The following is a 17,890-nucleotide window of genomic DNA, read 5'->3' on the forward strand; positions in this document are numbered from 1 at the left end:
TTCTTCATAGGTTAGTCCACAGTCCTTGCATCTGTTAAGAATTTCGCCAACGGTAGTTTTGGAGCAATCTACAGCTGATGCTATATCTCGTAGATTGAGCTCCATTTCCCTCAGGCGAAGGATTTCAGTAACTTTCATAGTATCAAGACACCTCATTTCATACCCTCCTTAGAATGTAATTAATTACATTCTAAGAAGATCAATGTGAGATGTCATTTGTCCGGATGATTCAGGAATGGCTGTCCGCATGTTTCAAGAATGCTTGTCCGGATAATAAAAGATTACGTGTCCGGATAATTCAAGAATCCTGTCCGGATGTTACAAGAATCATCAATTCATAAATTCTTTTATAGAATCTATGATATTTACTTTATTAAAATTAGATTCTTTATTTGATGCATTATCATTAGCATGTTCAAATGCAATTACCATGTCATCAAGGTAATTACATTTACCATGTTCTTGCAAATAGATTCCATATGAAAAAGCTTCATATTTGTCAATTTGAGAAAAATCAATTTCGTTTATATGAATTTCTTTAGTAATAGGCTCTGAATTATCCCACGAATATAATTTTGCAATATAAATAGGATTATCTTCAGAATAATCTGTAGGTTTATAAAACTTGCAATATGGCTTATCAGGATTTCCGCCTTCGCCGCATATAGCATAATCTAATTGAATTAAATTGCCCTGGGCTGTACTCGTCTGGTCAGGTACTGGTTTTACATCAGATGATTTTGTTAAATCATTATTTGTTACAGTGTTGCTTTTTACAGATGAATATAAATATGACTGTGATAAAGAACATACTGGATTAAATGATGTATTCATTTTTTATACCTCCCATATATATCGAATAAATTTAAAAAAAAAATATAAATTAAACAGTTAAATATAAAAAAAACAATAAAATAAAAGTGGCTATCTGATCTGACAACCACTTTTTATCATTAGTGTTTTATATCATTTTCTTTTTTGCTTTCCAATTAAGTATTGCATATGTTGCTTTTCGATCTTTTAAGTATTCATCAAATGACAAGTACTTCAATGAATTGTCAGAAGATTTCTTTATCTCGTCTAAATGATTAGCCTTCTCGTTCAAATCTTCTTTTTCATAAAGTATTGTCAAAAAACCTGATAAAACCGACTCACATTCGCCTTTCATAACCAAATATTTCTCCAATGCAAGCATTTCAACATAACTTGCATTATCCGGTTGAATCTCTGATGGATTAACAACATAGTGCTCCATTATTTCATGATTTTTAGGTGAAATAATATCTACAGTCATTTTTCCATCATTTTCAGGAGTAATATTTATAAAAATATTTCGTTTAGTTTCATAAATCTGTGATATTGCACCGTTTTCAGGCGGACACTTAGGCATAACAAATGTTTCCGTCGTATTCTTATAACAATTTGAAGCATTAATTACATTCCTATTATTTATATTATTTATACCAATCATATCATCACCTATCAAATATCCAGTTTTGCGTTACCGTATTCCACGGTCTATTCAATGATTTTGCTCTAAATATAAATCTATGGGTTCCTGTTCCAACAACACCGCAATCAACCGTATAAATAAACGTAGTTACTGGATTTCCTATAAGTCTTGTTGTCCGTACCTGTACACTTTTACCATCTATTATTGCATATGTACTACCATATCCAACAACTCTTACCGTAAATACTGCATGTCCACCCGAAAACTCTAATCGTTCAATTGACACACTTGAAACAGGATCTGCCGGAGCAGCTTTAATATCTAATGGATTTAAAAACAGAGTTAATGTAACTATAATAGTAAAGACACATAGAACTTTAAAAAGATTTTTCATAGCATATCTCATACACAGTCCCTCCATTTCAAAAATATTCGTTACTACGTTTATAATATCACGAAAATCAATTCTTTAACAACAATTGAAATATTCTTACAATCGGAGGTATGGTCATTATGGCTAAATAACACAACGTACCACACTTATGTGTTTAAAAGAATAGTTGAAAAGCTTCTTAGTTTGCTCTTTCAAAAGTTACCTAAATACTCCCATATATATATCGAAGAAATTAAAAAAAAAAATTATAAGTAAAGCAGTTAAATATAATAAGAACCTGATTCTTCAATAAATCAGGTTCTTATTATTCACTATTGCTATCTATTGGTTTATTTATCTGTCTTTTCCAGAGCTTCCCATTCAGCCTTCATCAGTTCTAGCATTCGCTTTCTTTGCTCTTCAATCGGAATACCTGAATGATCAACTTTAGTAATTGGAATATCGCGCCAGGAATCAATATAGTACTGCTTCTCGCGTTCATAGCTTTCCTGAGAACGCTCAAATCCGCGCAGTTCGTTCGTAAGCATATACGCTTTTTCTATAACATCGCATAAATCTTGATTCAAAATTGCTTTTGGATTATTGAAGGTCTCATTGTAATAAACTTTCAAATCAACCCAATTTCGATCATTATCATCAGTAGCATCTTTTCTCTCTATATCAACGCGATTATGGACTGTTGTCTTTATTGAAAACTCCTCTGTCTCAAATATCTCTAGAAAGAATGATAGTACATCCCCAAGACTGCCAAGACGGAAAGTTTCATCTCGTCCACAAAGCCAATCCATTGAAATCCCACATTTATCAGCAATATTTATTATCGCATCAACAGTAGGCTTTATTTTCCCGCTCTCATAGGAAGACAATGTAGGTTGAGGAATGCCTAATTCTTCAGCAAACTCCTTCTGTGACTTATTTCCACGCATAGAACGTAACGACTTGAGACGTTCACCAAATAGATTATCTTTATCAGTCATAGCACTGCTCCCTTCTTAATATAAGCTATATTTTATCACATTATATAAAAGAAATATATTAATTATATAAATATAGCATATACTAATATTGACACATTAAAATAATATTGATATTATAATTATAGCTTAAAGTAATATAATTTATAATAAACTATAGAAAACAATAATAATTTGGTTCATAAGAACCCGGAGTTTCCTGAAAAACAGATGTCGCCGTTACTATCAAAGCTCTATAAGTGTGTTTGAAAAGGGGGATGATAAAAATGAAAACACGAACAAAGCAGCGAGCTAATCGCAAACTGAAACTGGCAATGCTGGATCGAAGAGATGCATGTGGAGTTTATGATCCCACACCCTACGAAGCCGTGAAGGAAATGATTAAAGAGAACAGAGAAAATAAAGAATGGAGGGCAAGCTAATATGGAATATGCAAATATGTTAACCGAGTATAGTGATGTGTTAAGCATTAATGACATCATGAAGATCTTAAAGATTGGAAAAAATACGGTATACGGTTATCTTAAGACCGGCACAATTAAATCTATGATGATTGCTGGAAAGTACAGAGTTCCAAAGTTATATCTTTTGGAATTCATGTATCCTGATGTGAAATTTGTTAAGGAGGCGGGCTGAGGATGGCAAGACCTAGGAAAGACGGAAAAAGAGCTCCGGGAATTCAGGGAAAAAGAGGCTTTCTGTATATAGTAATCTCTCAGAATATTCTTAAAGATGGTGTTAAGAAGTCTGAGAAAAAATGGATAGCCACTAAGCTTACAGATACACCTGAGAATATCAAAAAAGCTTCTGAAACAAGGATGAAACTAATTAGTAGGAAGACATCTGCTACGATAGATAGGAATATATCTCTTTCAGATTTTACAGATCAAGTTCTTTCCAAAAAGAAACGTGAAGTGTCCGATACAACATATTCTTCGTATTATTATAGGGGAAAAAAGATTAAGGAATACTTCGGAGACACAAAGGTAAAAAACATCAACGAAATCATGGTTGAGAATTTCCTGGATAACTTATTTGAAGTATACAATGTTCAGCCTCGTACAGTAAAAGATACGAAAGTATTTCTTGGCAGTGTTATGGAGCAGGCTCATAAAGAAGGCATTATTACTTATAACCCTGTAAAAGAAGTTGTAATCAACAAAAACCTCGCAGCAAAACATGTTAAAGACAAGAACACAGATGATGAATTCTTCTCTTATGAAGAAGCTCAGTTATTCCTGAGTAGAATCAAAGACCATGAATTATATGAACTGTTTTATGTGACTTTGTTTTTTGGACTTAGGCGAGAAGAGGTTCTTGGACTTCGCTGGCAGACAATAGACTTTAAGAACAAGTACATGAAGATCAATCATACTGTAACGAAAGGCACCACCATTACAAGAGCTAATACCACTAAAACAGTATCTAGTTCAAGAGTATATCCAATCACCGATGAGCAGATAGAGATGTTCCAGAAATTAAAGGATAAAGAGAATAACTATCGAATCCTCTATGGAAACGATTATATTGAAAGCGACTACATCTTCAAACATGTTGATGGGTCGCTTTTTTATCCTGATCATCCAAGTAAGACTTTTAGAAAACTAATAACAAAAATTCCTGAACTCCCTCAGAATATTACCTTTCATGGCCTTAGGAGTTCGTGTGTATCAATTCTGGTACATCAGGGAATGGATGTAAAAAGTATTCAGAAGTGGGTCGGACATGCAGACATTAATACAACGCTAAAGATTTATGCAAAAGTTAAGGACAAAGAAGCAAAGAAAGAAATCTCTAATACGATGAATGGCATAATCCCTCTAAAGGAATATACTGGTCAATAACAAATATCATTCAAATAAAATGCAAAAATGATAACCTTGGAATAAATAGAAAAAGTTAGAAAAAAGTTAGAACTGAGATAAAAAAATAAGGGTTTGCAAATCTGCAAACCCTTGAAAATACTGAGTCGGAATGACAGGATTCGAACCTGCGGCCTCTGCGTCCCGAACGCAGCGCTCTACCAAACTGAGCCACATTCCGTTGTGCTGCCGATAATAATCTGACAGCAAATTTGATTATATCAGCCATATTACTATTTTTCAATACCCTGTTAATCTATGGCTCATTTTATTCCACTTAAGCAAGATCTTTGAGATCATCGATACTTATCGTCATCATATCGTCGTTTGACGGCGATTCGAGGGACGAAACACGCTTGGCCTGATTTGTTATTATCTCTTCAAAAAGATTTCGTATTTCCCTTGCATTTGCAAAATTATCGATGCTTCCCAGTTTCCTTGATGTGATAAGCGCACGTATCTGATGCTTTACATCTTCTTCTACTTTGTAATCGTATTTATCACAGTTCATGTAGAATATTTCTTCAAGTTCATCCACCGAATAATCGGGGAACTCTATATATTTGTTGAATCTTGACTTTAGTCCCGGATTACTCTCTATAAATTTCTTCATAGGTTCCGTATATCCGGCAACGATCACAACAAAATCTTTTCTGTTATCTTCCATAGCTTTAAGGATAGTATCTATGGCTTCCTGACCAAAAGCATCATCCTTCTGGGAAAGCGCGTACGCTTCGTCAATAAAGAGGACTCCGCCCATTGCCTTTTTGATCTGTTCCGAAGTTTTGATCGCGGTCTGTCCGACATATCCGGCAACAAGTCCCGATCTGTCCACTTCAACAAGCTGTCCTTTAGACAGTACGCCTATCTGCTTGTAGATCTTTGCGATTATCCTTGCAACGCTTGTCTTTCCCGTTCCGGGATTACCTGTAAATACAAGATGCAAAGATACAGGTACGGATTTAAGTCCCTGCTCCTGTCTTGCCTTCTGAACTTTGACAAAAGCCGTAAGTTCTTTGACATCATCTTTTATACTTCCGAGTCCGATAAGCTTATCAAGCGCCTCCATCGGATCTTCTTCAGGTTCTTCATCCTTTTTCTCTTCGGGAGAATTAAGATTACCGTCTGCCGCAAAAAGAGCCTTCGCTTCATCCAGTGCATTCTGCGCATTTTTTACCGCATCAACCCTATCTTCCGACGGTGCTTCGCCGGCAGATTTTTTTGTATCATCTTTTCTTTCGATATTCTCGGCCTTTTCAGAAGGTTTGGAAACAGGTGCCGAAAAGAAATCTCCGTAAAGACTTCCAAGAAGATCCTTCTGCATCCCCGTTATTTTGTTTAGTGTCTCAAGTTCCTTATCTCTTGATCTGCTCATATTATTTATCCTTATAGTAAACGACACACCCTTACGGATGTGTCGAGTCTAATGCAGTCAGGTAAGTCATAAAACTCTGCACTTATTTCAGTCGTTCAAGAACCAACCGTTTCTGCTCATAAATGTTCTGTTTGCTACCAATGCATCAACATCCTGTCCGATTATCTTGGATGCTTTTGCCTTGTAAGTTCCTGCCTCTTTTGTATCCATATACTTGTAAGCATCATAAGACTGTTTCTTGCTTCCGTCAAGATTTTTAAGTCCCTGTGCTATATGGCTCTCCATTTCATGTGCATCATCCGTCTCTCTAAACAGGATAAAGCTTGTGATATATGGATTGCTCTTAGCCATTGTATATGCATACACGATTGATGCAAGCTGTGCGTCCTCTCCAAAGCTTGATGTATAACCAATCTCAGAAAGTGAGATCTGTCTTACATTGCCCGCAGGATTAAGCATTTCCGCACGATTCATATAATCTGTGAGAAGATAGATATTCTCAATGGTAATATAAGGTGTGGAAAGAGAAGTATTTACATACTGTGACTGCTGCTTCCAAGCGTAAGGGTCAAACAAAGGTGCATTGTAAGGGTGCACCGAAAGTGACCAGTCTACGTTTCCTTCACGTCTGATGTAATAGTTAAATCTATCAAGATATTCTTTTGCAAGGAAACATCCCGGATTGGACTTTCTGTTCCACTCCTGATCTATAGAGTTATATACTCTTGCATTTGCATTTACACTCTTGATACCGTTGTAGAATATTCTAAATGCTTTCACATATTCACTTACATTGAGCTCAAGATTTGTTGAGTCCATGTAATACCATTCTGTTCTTGCATTTATTTCGTTTCCGATTACCCAGTTATCCACAGTTCCGAACTGTCCGCCCGAATATCTCTGTGCAAGGAATGCAGCGATGGCCTTAAGATGCTGTGTACCTGCATCCTCTTTGGTGTTCATGGCATATCCCGGACATACGTGAGCATCTCTAGAAAGAGGATGTATAAGATCTGCCCCTGCTTCTGTCTTATTATTCAAAATAGTAAGCGTAAGCTGAAAATTATTGATGGAACACCATCTTACAAAGCCGTCATACTGCTGAAGTGCAGCCGTATTAAACTGATATGTCTTTCCGTCATACGAAAACTCTGTCGTAGGATAAGCTCCGTTTGTTGAAGGTCCGACTATATCACCCATGTAGAGGTTATATACCATCTGAGCAATGCCAAGATCTTTAAATGTTGCGGCATCCGCATCGTTTGGAAGAATACCCTTTATACCGTGGTCATTTCTTCCGACCGTTTTACTTGCTATAGCTTCGGGATTTGTGATGTAATGTTCATCACTTACCTGAACCATTGAACCGCCACTCTTTACAGCAACAAGAAATTTCTTTGAAAGATTTGATTCCTTTTTTCCAAGTGCAAGGTCAAATTTGAATGTAGCTTTTTTGCCCTTATCTGTTGTCGCAACAACTTCGCCCGTCACGCCGTCCTGATATACTTCATCTGCATAAAGGTAATATTTACCGTCATCGGATCCCGGTAAATTCTCTGCAGAAACATCAACAACTACGCTGTCTCCGGAAATAGTACATGAATCGATGCTTACAACTCTTCCGGCAGCTTCCGCAACACTGCCCTTTCCTGCATTTAATGCATCATACGTTCCGGCAGCTCCAAAAATTACTCCCGCTGTCAATATGATCCCGAAGACCATCTTAATAGTATTACTTCTTTTCACAACTTCCCTCCGCCTCATGGTACGTTATTTCTTATATTTTATTTCTTTTTTGAGTTTATACTTAAAGACTTGAATTTGCAACAGCGCCGGCAAAGGCTGCAACCGCGTCTTCATCGGCTTTTGAAAGTGCACTCTTTATTGTGAGATTATCTTCAAGTATTTTTACATTCTTAAGTGTCTGTAATTTATCCGTCATAAGCTTAACTGTCACAGGTGCCCATGTACCGTTCTGTCCAAGTGCAAAGATTCTGTTCTGAACACCAAGCGCGATCATGTCGTTTATAAACGCTTCCATCGGAGGATAGATTCCGCCGTTATATGTAGGACAGATAAGAACGATCCTGCTGCATCTCCATACTTCTCCGATAAGGTAAGATACATCTGTTCCGGAAACGTCATATACCTTGACGTTCTTTCCCGTCTTCTCTCTTACAGAAGCTGCAACCGCTTCGGCAGCACTCGCTGTATGTCCGTAAAGACTTCCGTAAACTACTGCGATATCGTCTGTCTCTGCCGTGTATGTGCTCCACTTCTGATATTTATCGAGAATCTGACCCAAATTATCTCTCCATACAGGTCCGTGGAGAGGAAGTATCATCTTAATATCAAGTCCGGCAGCCTTCTTAAGAACCGTCTGAACAGGCATGCCATACTTTCCTACAATATTTGCATAATATCTTCTTGCAGAATCAAGGAAATCTTTCTCAAAATCATACTCATCCGCAAACAGTCCGCCATCAAGCGCTCCGAAAGTTCCAAATGCATCTGCCGAAAAAAGAGCTTTCGATGTCACATCATATGCCATAAGAACCTCAGGCCAGTGCACCATAGGAGCAGCTACAAACTTAAATGTATGCTTTCCTGTTGTAAGTTCATCCCCCTCTTTTACCTCAAGCTTTTGGTAGTTTTCTGACTCGGGAAAAAACTGCTTCATAAACTCAAAAGTTTTGCTTGATCCAACCACTGTAACCTCAGGAAACATCGTAACTACAGTGTTTATAAGAGAACAGTGATCGGGCTCCATGTGAAGTACCACAAGATAGTCCAATTTTTTACCCGAAATTACTGTCCTTAAATTCTCCAGATACTGGTCCGAAATTGTTATATCGGCAGTGTCAAAAACCGCTGTCTTTTCATCATCAATAAAATAGCTGTTATATGAAACGCCTTCGGGAATCGGAAAGATGTTTTCAAATCGTGCCAATCTCCTGTCACTTCCGCCAATCCAGAAAATATCATCAATTACTTTTTTTATGCCATTCATATAAGTCTCTCCTCTCAAAAAAAGATAAATTGTCATGATATAAAAAGAAATAAAAACAGAGAGTGCATCTAAGTCTCTGCACTCCCTATTTTCTCATAATTTCACGCTTTTTTAAACTCCATTATTGTCTTTTCGACAACTCTTATATCAATAGGTTTTGATATGTGTGCGTTCATACCTGAATCATAGCTCTTTTGGATATCATCGGCATAGGCATTTGCAGTCATGGCGATGATAGGTATTTTTCTGGCCCATTCATCCTTAAGTCCGCGTATCAGGATAGTTGCTTCATATCCGTTCAAAACCGGCATCTGAATATCCATCAGGATCATATCAAAATCGCCCTCCTTCGAACTCTTAACTTTCTCTACCGCATCCTGTCCGTTTACGCATCTTATAACCGACGCTCCTTCCATGGCAAAAAGCTCTGCCAAAATATCCGCATTGATATCATTGTCTTCAACAGCAAGGAATTTCATTCCTTTAAGCGGATTTTCCTTCTCTTCATGATCTGCCTTCATTATCCTCTTTGCAATATCATTCAGTGACTGCTTAAGACTCGATATAAACAGCGGCTTCTGCAAAAGATCGTTTGCTCCTGCCTCTTTTGCCTCGTCTTCTATAGACTCAAAATCATCCGCCATAACTATTATCAAAGTTGTTGCCGATTTTGACTTATCTTTTGCCCTTATATTTTTTACGATCTCAGGTGCCGTCATATTCTGTACTTTTTGGTCCACAAGAACAAGGTCTACAGGGGTATCTTCAGCCTGGCAGACATCTATAAGGTGAAGAGCCCCAAATCCTGTAGGTGCCTCCATTACATCAACACCGTCATTATTAAGCTTCTCCGCAAGCTGTTCACACTCGCTGTGATTGCTGTCGATAAAAAGAATCCTTCTTATGCCATGACTCTTCCAGAAACCGACATCTGCTTCATCTACTGCCTGAAGCCTTAATGTAACCGTAAATGTACTTCCTTTTCCCTCCTCACTTTCTACTCTTATAGTACCGCCCATAAGCTCTACAAGACTTCTTGTGATCGCCATTCCAAGACCTGTTCCCTGAATGTCTTTATTTACATGACTGTCTTCTCTTGAAAAAGCCTCAAATATTCTCTCCTTGTACTCAGGCTTCATTCCTATACCGTTATCCTTTACTATAAAGGTCAGATCCCTGAAGCCTTCTGTTGCCGATTCTGTCTCGATTATTGTAAACTCAACCCTGCCGCCTTCACCTGTATATTTAATGGCATTACTTAGTATATTCATTAAGATCTCATTTATTCTCTGCTTGTCACCCAAAAATACATCGTGTTCAAGCCTCTCTGTATTAACGATATATTTCTGTCTTTTTGTCTTGGCCTGATACCCTATTACAGAATTGATCTCTTCAAGTAGTATTCCAAGCGCCATTTCCTTGATATCAAGAGTGGTTTTTCCGCTCTCGATCTTACTCATATCCAGCACCTCATTAAGAAGCGCCAATAAGTTTCTGGAAGCAAGACTTATCTTACGAGAATATTCTCTTACTTTTTCGGGCTCATCCGAGTGCTTTTCGATAAGCAGTGTAAAGCCCGTTATTGCATTCATGGGAGTCCTGAAATCATGCGACATATTGGCAAGGAAATTTGTCTTTGCTTTATTTGCCGCTTCGGCTGCATTAAATGCCTCCTGAAGCTGATGATTTTTCTTTATTTCCTGTGTCCTGTCATACAGTGCGATCGCTAGTCTTCTTCCGCTGTCATCTATTGTGCATGCTACGGCGCCTCTGTAATAAAGATCCGTGTTATTCATAAAGTTGTGAAGTTTTATCTCATCTACTATCTCAACTTTACCTGTCTGAGCACACCTTTCAAAGATTATGCTGAGCCGGTCTTCCGTACCCGGTTTTTGCACGATATTTATATTTCTTATATCCTTAAAAAGTTCTTTTGAAGGAATACCCAGAATATCCGCCGCATTGGCTGTAAGGAATTCAACTCCAAAACTCTTTGCATCTACGATTGCAAGAATATCATTATTTTTTTCAACTACGAAATCAAACAACCAGTCTCTGTAATGAATATCACTTTCTTTAAGAAACAACTCCCTTTCATTTCTTCTCTGAATCTCATCAACCATTGCCTTAAGCTGTGACGCCATACTTATCATTGCATCATACAGCTGTCCGATCTCGTCTTTTTCTTCATCGACAATACATACTTCAAAATCGCCTCGTTTTATGTCTTCAGCAATGATATTTAATCCCTCGATTCTGGAGCACAGACGATTTGCCATCTGCGATGCTATCACGAAGCCAAGTGCGAGTATTGTTATTGCTATGATAAGATCCCCCAAAAGAATCGTTATCTCATCCGCAAGCATTTCCCTGCTGTCAATGTAGTAATATAGCTTCCAGCCGTTCTCCATCTCTCCGGCCTTGATTATCAGGTAGTCATCCGTCGACATAAACCCGTCGTTATCTGCATACTTACCTTCAAGAATATCTTCTATTACTTTTCTATCAAGTTCACTGCTTCTAAGCTCTTTTCTGGTGACTATCTTATTTGATGAATCAATTATCGCAAGTCCGTTGTCCAAATATCTGTTACTTGTTGTGGATGAAAAAAAACTCTCTTTATCCACCTTCAGAGTTATCATTCCGATCATCTTTGAAGTGGTTGCCGCATCAAGGAGAGATTTTATGATATAGACTTCTCCCTTTTCGTTCATAACCCATATGCTTCTGTTTTCCCCACGGCACATCTCGTACCACTCTTTTATTTCATCATCCTCCGGATAGCTCAGAAAATCACCGATTCTGCCTTCCGCTATTCTTTCCGAATAGATATGTATTTCATCAATATCACTGTCACTTCCGATGTAATACCATATAAGCGGCTCGATTGTTTCTGTCATCACGGCCGAAAGAGTGTATGGATCTGCATCCGCGTGATCGAGGGCTCCTCTGAAGGCTTCCTCATAGGAAAAAAACTTAATTACATCTGCCTGTCTTTTTATCCCCATTTCTACACCGTTAAATATCACCTCTGCACTTCCCTGCATAGATGCTCGTGTAAGCTCCGTAACATTGCTCCTTGATACCACATATGCGTAGATACCGATGATAATAATAGGCAGTACCACAAGCATGGCAAAAATAGCTTTCAGCTTGTGCTTTATGCTTCTTAGTTTCAACAGTTTAAGTATGCCGTTCATGCCATTTCCTCCAGACATCAGTTGCCTTCAACGATTGCTTTAACCTTTCCGTCAATCCTCTTAAAAGCATCTTCAAGATCTTCTCTGCCAAGCAGAACCTGCTGGAGTTCATTTTCAAGTTCAACAGAAATCTCTCTGCTGTAATATCCCCATCCCGTATAGGGCAGATAGAGGTTATTTTCAAGTGCGTTTTTTAAATTATCAAACTCCTTTGGCATATCAAATTCGACATTCTTAAGATAGGTCTTACTTCCGGGAGAATCCTTCCAGATGGCTCTCTGTCCCATAAGCGTTGTAAGCGACCTTGCCACCTTAAGTACGTCACTTATATTTTCGTTTCCGTTTACCACTGCAAAACCGTATTCACATCCGCCGGTTAAAAGTTCCGTTCCGTCATCCTTCCCGCCGAACGCTATCGTATCAAGATTTATTGAAGGATTTTCTTTGTATATCTGGTTATAGTCCTCAGGTCCTCCCGATAAAATAACTGTCTTACCTTCGGTAAACTCTTTTATTGCAGCTTTTTTATCCATTAGGCACATATCTTTGGTAAAAATATCTTCCTCGATCATCTTGTACCATAGCTCCATGTTCGGATACACCTCTTCATAAAAAGAAGCTTTTCCTTGCCCGAGTCTGTTTCCGAAACTTTCACCTTCAGGTGTTCTGAAATATGATGCCTGCATTATTGCCATTGCGCTGCTCGCAAGGCCCTCTTTGTCTTTTAATCCCGATGACAACGGTTTCATACCGTGCTTTCTTATTGTCGCGCACATATCATAGAAATCTGTGTATTCTGAAGGTGGTTTGAATCCAAACTTCTCAAAATAATCTTTGTTTATATAAAAGCATTCATACGAACTGACACTCGGAATCGCATAATAATCCCCCATATACTCAAATTTATCGAGTGCTTCCTGAGTAAATCCGTTCACCATCTTTGTAAGCGGCACAAGATATCCGCCTCTGGCATATCTTTTTGCCATATTTTCTGTTACAAAAATAATGTCAGCGGCACCCTCATAAGAAATCTGCGAATCGATCACAGACTCATAGTTGGTTCGCTGAACATATGTATATTTAAAGTCATATTCGGGAAATCTTTCAGCCAGATAGGCTTTGAAATTCATGATATAAGAATCTTCGTACCACGTAGCGATACGTATTTCTTTACGGGCTTCCTCCTCTTTTGGCGCAAGAACAGCCTGTTGTGCATTGTTGGAGACCGATGCACAACCACATAAAAGAGACATTGTAACCGCGGCAAAAATTAAAATGCTTGAAAAGAACCTTTGCAACTTGATGTTCTTCATATATTCCTCATAAGATAGCCTGATCTGTTATTTCAACAATATCGTCTGTACCTCACCTACATACATAATGTACTGCTCACCATCAAGATGCAGGTCCCGGATTATATTCTTATCAATAAAACAACTCTCATCAAAGAGCTGCGCATATAAAACCTTACAAGGTATTACCTCGTAGGCTTCGTCAATAAAAGGTATACCTTCATAGCTATTGACGGTAAGTCTCGATCCGGCAATCTTATCCTCGTCTCTTCCCGATACCATTCCAAGGTACTTGAGAGCTCCGCGATAAGTCTCCTGATCTACAAAGCTTATTGAATATTCACCTGAGTTATCAATACACTCCCTTGTATATCTACTTGCCCTTACAAATATGAAAGTAACTCTTTTATTCCATACGTATCCCACTCCGCCCCACGGAGCGGAGACTGCATTGGTTTTTTCGCCATTCTTACAGGTAATTATTATCTTATGTCCAACAAAACTGTACGCACCCTCTTCGATATCTTCAGGGTTTACCGGTTGAAATGCGTGCATAATACCTCCATCTCGGAAATACCGATTAGAAATCTCTTATTTTGTCGTTGTCAGTTAATCCTGTATTTTCTATTTTTGTTATCGTTACACCGTAACTATATTCATCGCTTACTTTAATAGTAACATGGTCTCCTACCTTATGTCCAAGCAATTGTTTTCCAAGCGGAGACTCAATACTGATGAGGCCTTTCAAAGAATTTTGTCTCATTGTTGTAACAATTTTATACGTTTCTTCGCTTTTATCTTCATCCAGAACAACAGTCACAGACTTATTCATTCCTACCTGATCTTCCTTGCTGTCATCATCAATAACTTTAGCTGTCTTGATCATTCTCTCAAGGAATCTGATCCTGCTCTCATTCTGGTTTTTTGCTTTCTTTGCGGCATAGTATTCGAAGTTCTCGGAAAGATCTCCCTGTGCACGCGCTTCTTTTACATGCTCAAGCAATTCTTTTCTTACAACGATCTTGCGGTGTTCGATCTCCGCTTCCATATCTTCTATATCTTTTTTGGTAAGTTCGTTATGCATTTTTCACTCCTGTACTTGATAAAAAGGCGAAGCCAAGCGGCTTCGCCTCGAAATTTTATAAGTTGCCCACGGAAATAAACACTCAAGCCTTTCCAACCGATCCGAAAAGCTCCATCTTCTCCTTAACTGTTGCCTTGATAGCATCAGCACCGGGAGCAAGAAGCTTACGAGGGTCAAATCCCTTACCTTCGAGATCCTTACCTGCTTCTACATATTTACGTGTTGCTTCTGCGAATGAAAGCTGGCACTCTGTGTTAACGTTGATCTTTGAAACACCAAGTGAGATAGCCTTCTTGATCATATCAGCAGGAATTCCTGTACCACCGTGAAGAACGAGAGGCATAGCTCCTGTCTTCTGCTGGATAGCATCAAGAACGTCAAATCTAAGTCCCGGCCATCCCTCAGGATATTTACCGTGAATGTTACCGATACCTGCTGCAAGCATATCTACACCAAGATCAGCGATTCTCTTACACTCGTTGGGATCTGCACACTCACCCATTCCTACTACTCCGTCTTCTTCTCCGCCGATTGAACCAACTTCAGCCTCGATAGAAAGTCCGAGATGATGAGCAACGTTTACAAGCTCTGTTGTCTTAGCAACGTTCTCCTCGATATCATAGTGTGAGCCATCAAACATGATTGATGTGAATCCGGCCTCAACGCACTTATAACATCCGTCGTATGTACCATGATCTAAGTGAAGAGCAACGGGAACTGTAATTCCAAGGCCCTTATCCATTGCCTTAACCATTGCTGATACAGTCTCAAATCCTGTCATGTACTTACCAGCACCCTCAGATACACCGAGAATAACAGGTGAATTAAGCTCCTGAGCTGTTAACAGAATTGACTTTGTCCACTCAAGGTTATTGATGTTAAACTGTCCTACTGCGTAGTGACCTTCTTTTGCTTTTACAAGCATGTCTTTTGCGGATACTAACATAGTTTATCTCCCTTACATTATATTTTTGTAGGCGCTTCACTATCCCCACGCCTTATTGAACGACTAAATCTATTATATACTTCCCTTCCTAAAAAATAAAGTTAATCATTTCACAATCATTCAAAGCTAATGAAGTTGTCAGCCCAGAATCCTTCCGCCGATCTGGGTGAAGTACTGTCATAGCGCAGGATAATGCCTGATTTTCTCGATACCGTGACCGTAAGTATGCCGTCTTTCACCCTTACATCTACCGCATTATCTATAAATCCCATTCCGTCGGTAAGCATGATCTGCGTAAGAAGCGCATCCTTCGGAATTCCTATTGGCATAACATCTATTTCTTTTGTAACTTCATAGTCATTGTTGTTGATCACCACAACAGATGCCGCTGTTCTGTTAAAACGCCCATATGCAAGGAAATTAAAGTCTGCATACAGTTCCCTTATCGAGCCTTCTGAGAATTCCTTGTGTTTCTTGTGAATTTTTATCATCTTCTTATGATATTCAAGCATCTCAAGGTCTTCGTTGCCCCACGGATAAGTTCTCCTGTTGTCCGGATCCGTAAATCCGCAAAGCCCTACCTCGTCGCCATAATAGATCGTCGGTGCGCCGGGCCATGTCATCTGGATCATAACCGCTTCCCTCATCACGGGCTTACTTATTCCGGTATTTGCGGACGACGCCATAAGCGTACTGCTCCTTCCGACCTTCTGACTGGTCCTTGTAAGAAATCTCGAATGATCGTGATTAGACAGCTCATTCATTGCCGTATACAGGGAAGGCATGGTGAAATTCTCACCGCCTATATATAACATTGTGTCAAAAAACTCTCTGGCGTTCCCTATACGGGTCGGCTTAAACTCGTCGCTGTGCTTATCCATTCCTGTAAGAAACCACGTTACAGGCTCCATGAAAGCATCATAGTTCATGACCGTATCCCATTCATCGCCCCTCAGCCAGCTTGCTGCGGGGCCGTACTGTTCAGCAAGGATTATCGCCTTGGGATTGGCCTTTTTTACCTCTTCCCTGAATCTTTTCCAGAAATAATGGTTATATTCCTGCGAATGTCCAAGATCAGCCGCAACGTCAAGTCTCCAACCGTCTGCATTATACGGAGGTGATACCCACTTTCTTCCGATACTTAATATGTATTCTTCAAGCTTCTTGGAACCCTCGTAATTTAGCTTGGGAAGCGTATCATATCCCCACCAGCCATCATAATGCGGATTATAAGGCCACGCATCGCCCGTAAACGCAAAGAAATCGTGATACGGACTGTCCTTGGAAACATAGGCTCCGGGTTCATAGCCTTTACTGTTTTCGTAGATGCGCTCTCTGTCCATCCACTTATTAAAAGATCCGCAGTGATTGAATACACCGTCCAATATAACCTTGATTCCTCGCTTATGCGCTTCGCTTACAAGCTCCGCAAATAACTTATCGCTTGCTTCAAGGTTTCTAAGATCGGTGACGCGCTTGATATATTTGGTTGCTTTCTTGTTATCGTGCTCATTATTTCCAAGCACGCTTCCGCCATCATCGACAATCTTGCCAAAATGAGGATCGATATGATCATAGTCCTGGGTATCATACTTGTGACAGGAAGGCGATACAAACAAGGGGTTAAAATAGATTGCATCTATCCCAAGGTCCTTTAGATAATCAAGCTTATCCATTACGCCCTTAAGATCGCCGCCATAGAATTCTCCGAAATCGTACTGCGGATCGGGATACTTTCCCCAATCCTCTACCTTCTGTACGTGTCTTCCGTAATAAGAATATTCACCGGAGACAACGTCATTATCCTTGTCTCCGTTACAGAATCTTTCCACGAATATCTGATATATCACCGCGCCCTTGGCCCACTTGGGCGTTGACAGACCGGGATATATCTTGAAATTCATACTCTCCATTATATTGGTAACGGCACCTCTCTTATCATAGTAAAAAAAGCTGCCGTCCAATCCTTCAATTTCAAAATAATAACTCGCAGGCTCTTCTCCTGCATTTACGGATGCATCGTAATAGTCAAACTCTCCCGATGTCTCCGAACATGTCATGGGATGCCTTTCGCCTTTCCACACGAGAATAATTTCAGATGCCTCAGCCCTCCTGCACCTGAATCTTATATCTACCTTTCTGTTTTTGTCCGGTTCCGCAGGCCTTAGGTAGTCTAAGGTCATATCGTGGAAAAACGCTCTCTCATTCATAAAGTCATTCCCATCGGTCATATTCGCGTAAACTAAACAATAAATATCTGCATAAAGCAAAAAAGACAGCATAGCTGTCTTTTCTAAGAG

Annotated in this window: 16 protein-coding genes and 1 tRNA gene; 3 read left to right on the top strand and 14 right to left on the bottom strand. The window is 39.2% G+C overall.

Going from position 1 to position 17,890, the window contains the following annotated elements; all coding sequences use genetic code 11:
- Positions 1 to 330 precede the first annotated feature (330 nt).
- The 4 genes from BLP87_RS14455 to BLP87_RS14470 all read right to left on the bottom strand — a co-directional run bounded on the left by BLP87_RS14455 (position 331) and on the right by BLP87_RS14470 (position 2,824).
- Positions 331 to 834 carry a hypothetical protein gene (locus tag BLP87_RS14455; protein WP_074463305.1) on the bottom strand — a complete coding sequence of 168 codons (504 nt, stop codon included), beginning with the start codon at positions 832 to 834 and terminating at the stop codon, positions 331 to 333.
- A gap of 127 nt (positions 835 to 961) precedes the next feature.
- Positions 962 to 1,471: a hypothetical protein gene (locus BLP87_RS14460; protein WP_074463306.1), complete on the bottom strand. Its 510-nt coding sequence runs from the start codon at positions 1,469 to 1,471 to the stop codon at positions 962 to 964.
- Positions 1,472 to 1,475: 4 nt separating this feature from the next.
- Entirely contained in the window at positions 1,476 to 1,859 is a 384-nt protein-coding gene (locus BLP87_RS14465) for a hypothetical protein (RefSeq protein WP_074463307.1), read from the bottom strand.
- Positions 1,860 to 2,176: 317 nt separating this feature from the next.
- Positions 2,177 to 2,824, bottom strand: coding sequence for a helix-turn-helix domain-containing protein (locus BLP87_RS14470; RefSeq protein WP_074463308.1), 648 nt, complete (start codon positions 2,822 to 2,824; stop codon positions 2,177 to 2,179).
- Between the two features lie 263 nt (positions 2,825 to 3,087).
- On the opposite strand from BLP87_RS14470, the gene BLP87_RS16165 reads away from it, so the two are divergent.
- Genes BLP87_RS16165 through BLP87_RS14480 form a run of 3 tightly spaced genes read left to right on the top strand, consistent with a single transcriptional unit; the run spans position 3,088 to position 4,665 of the window.
- Positions 3,088 to 3,243 (top strand): hypothetical protein, encoded by a 156-nt coding sequence (locus tag BLP87_RS16165; RefSeq protein ID WP_155838999.1) that lies wholly within the window; start codon positions 3,088 to 3,090, stop codon positions 3,241 to 3,243.
- 1 nt (position 3,244) lies between these two features.
- Positions 3,245 to 3,457 (top strand): helix-turn-helix domain-containing protein, encoded by a 213-nt coding sequence (locus tag BLP87_RS14475; RefSeq protein ID WP_074463309.1) that lies wholly within the window; start codon positions 3,245 to 3,247, stop codon positions 3,455 to 3,457.
- Positions 3,458 to 3,459: 2 nt separating this feature from the next.
- Positions 3,460 to 4,665, top strand: a complete 1,206-nt coding sequence (locus tag BLP87_RS14480) for a tyrosine-type recombinase/integrase (protein ID WP_074463310.1) — start codon at positions 3,460 to 3,462, stop codon at positions 4,663 to 4,665.
- A gap of 125 nt (positions 4,666 to 4,790) precedes the next feature.
- On the opposite strand, the gene BLP87_RS14485 is transcribed toward BLP87_RS14480, so the two are convergent.
- From BLP87_RS14485 to BLP87_RS14530, 10 genes are all read right to left on the bottom strand, one after another.
- Positions 4,791 to 4,864 (bottom strand) — tRNA-Pro (locus BLP87_RS14485).
- A 96-nt stretch (positions 4,865 to 4,960) separates the two neighbouring features.
- Positions 4,961 to 6,058: an AAA family ATPase gene (locus BLP87_RS14490; RefSeq protein ID WP_074463311.1), complete on the bottom strand. Its 1,098-nt coding sequence runs from the start codon at positions 6,056 to 6,058 to the stop codon at positions 4,961 to 4,963.
- An 87-nt stretch (positions 6,059 to 6,145) separates the two neighbouring features.
- Positions 6,146 to 7,804 (bottom strand): DUF5722 domain-containing protein, encoded by a 1,659-nt coding sequence (locus BLP87_RS14495; protein ID WP_074463312.1) that lies wholly within the window; start codon positions 7,802 to 7,804, stop codon positions 6,146 to 6,148.
- A gap of 61 nt (positions 7,805 to 7,865) precedes the next feature.
- Positions 7,866 to 9,068, bottom strand: coding sequence for an FprA family A-type flavoprotein (locus BLP87_RS14500; RefSeq protein ID WP_074463313.1), 1,203 nt, complete (start codon positions 9,066 to 9,068; stop codon positions 7,866 to 7,868).
- Positions 9,069 to 9,169: 101 nt separating this feature from the next.
- Positions 9,170 to 12,268, bottom strand: a complete 3,099-nt coding sequence (locus BLP87_RS14505) for a hybrid sensor histidine kinase/response regulator (RefSeq protein ID WP_074463314.1) — start codon at positions 12,266 to 12,268, stop codon at positions 9,170 to 9,172.
- A 17-nt stretch (positions 12,269 to 12,285) separates the two neighbouring features.
- Complete coding sequence (locus BLP87_RS14510) at positions 12,286 to 13,581, bottom strand: ABC transporter substrate-binding protein (protein WP_074463315.1); 1,296 nt, start codon at positions 13,579 to 13,581, stop codon at positions 12,286 to 12,288.
- Positions 13,582 to 13,608: 27 nt separating this feature from the next.
- A complete protein-coding gene (locus tag BLP87_RS14515; protein WP_074463316.1) occupies positions 13,609 to 14,115 on the bottom strand; it encodes a flavin reductase in 507 nt (168 codons plus the stop codon).
- Positions 14,116 to 14,140: 25 nt separating this feature from the next.
- Entirely contained in the window at positions 14,141 to 14,644 is a 504-nt protein-coding gene (locus tag BLP87_RS14520; RefSeq protein WP_074463317.1) for a GreA/GreB family elongation factor, read from the bottom strand.
- Between the two features lie 82 nt (positions 14,645 to 14,726).
- Positions 14,727 to 15,590: a class II fructose-1,6-bisphosphate aldolase gene (gene fba, locus BLP87_RS14525; protein ID WP_074463318.1), complete on the bottom strand. Its 864-nt coding sequence runs from the start codon at positions 15,588 to 15,590 to the stop codon at positions 14,727 to 14,729.
- A gap of 116 nt (positions 15,591 to 15,706) precedes the next feature.
- On the bottom strand, positions 15,707 to 17,800 hold the full coding sequence (locus BLP87_RS14530) for a glycoside hydrolase family 13 protein (RefSeq protein WP_074463347.1): 2,094 nt from the start codon (positions 17,798 to 17,800) through the stop codon (positions 15,707 to 15,709).
- Positions 17,801 to 17,890: the final 90 nt, after the last annotated feature.

This window comes from Butyrivibrio hungatei (genome assembly GCF_900101605.1).
GTDB lineage: Bacteria > Bacillota > Clostridia > Lachnospirales > Lachnospiraceae > Butyrivibrio > Butyrivibrio hungatei_B.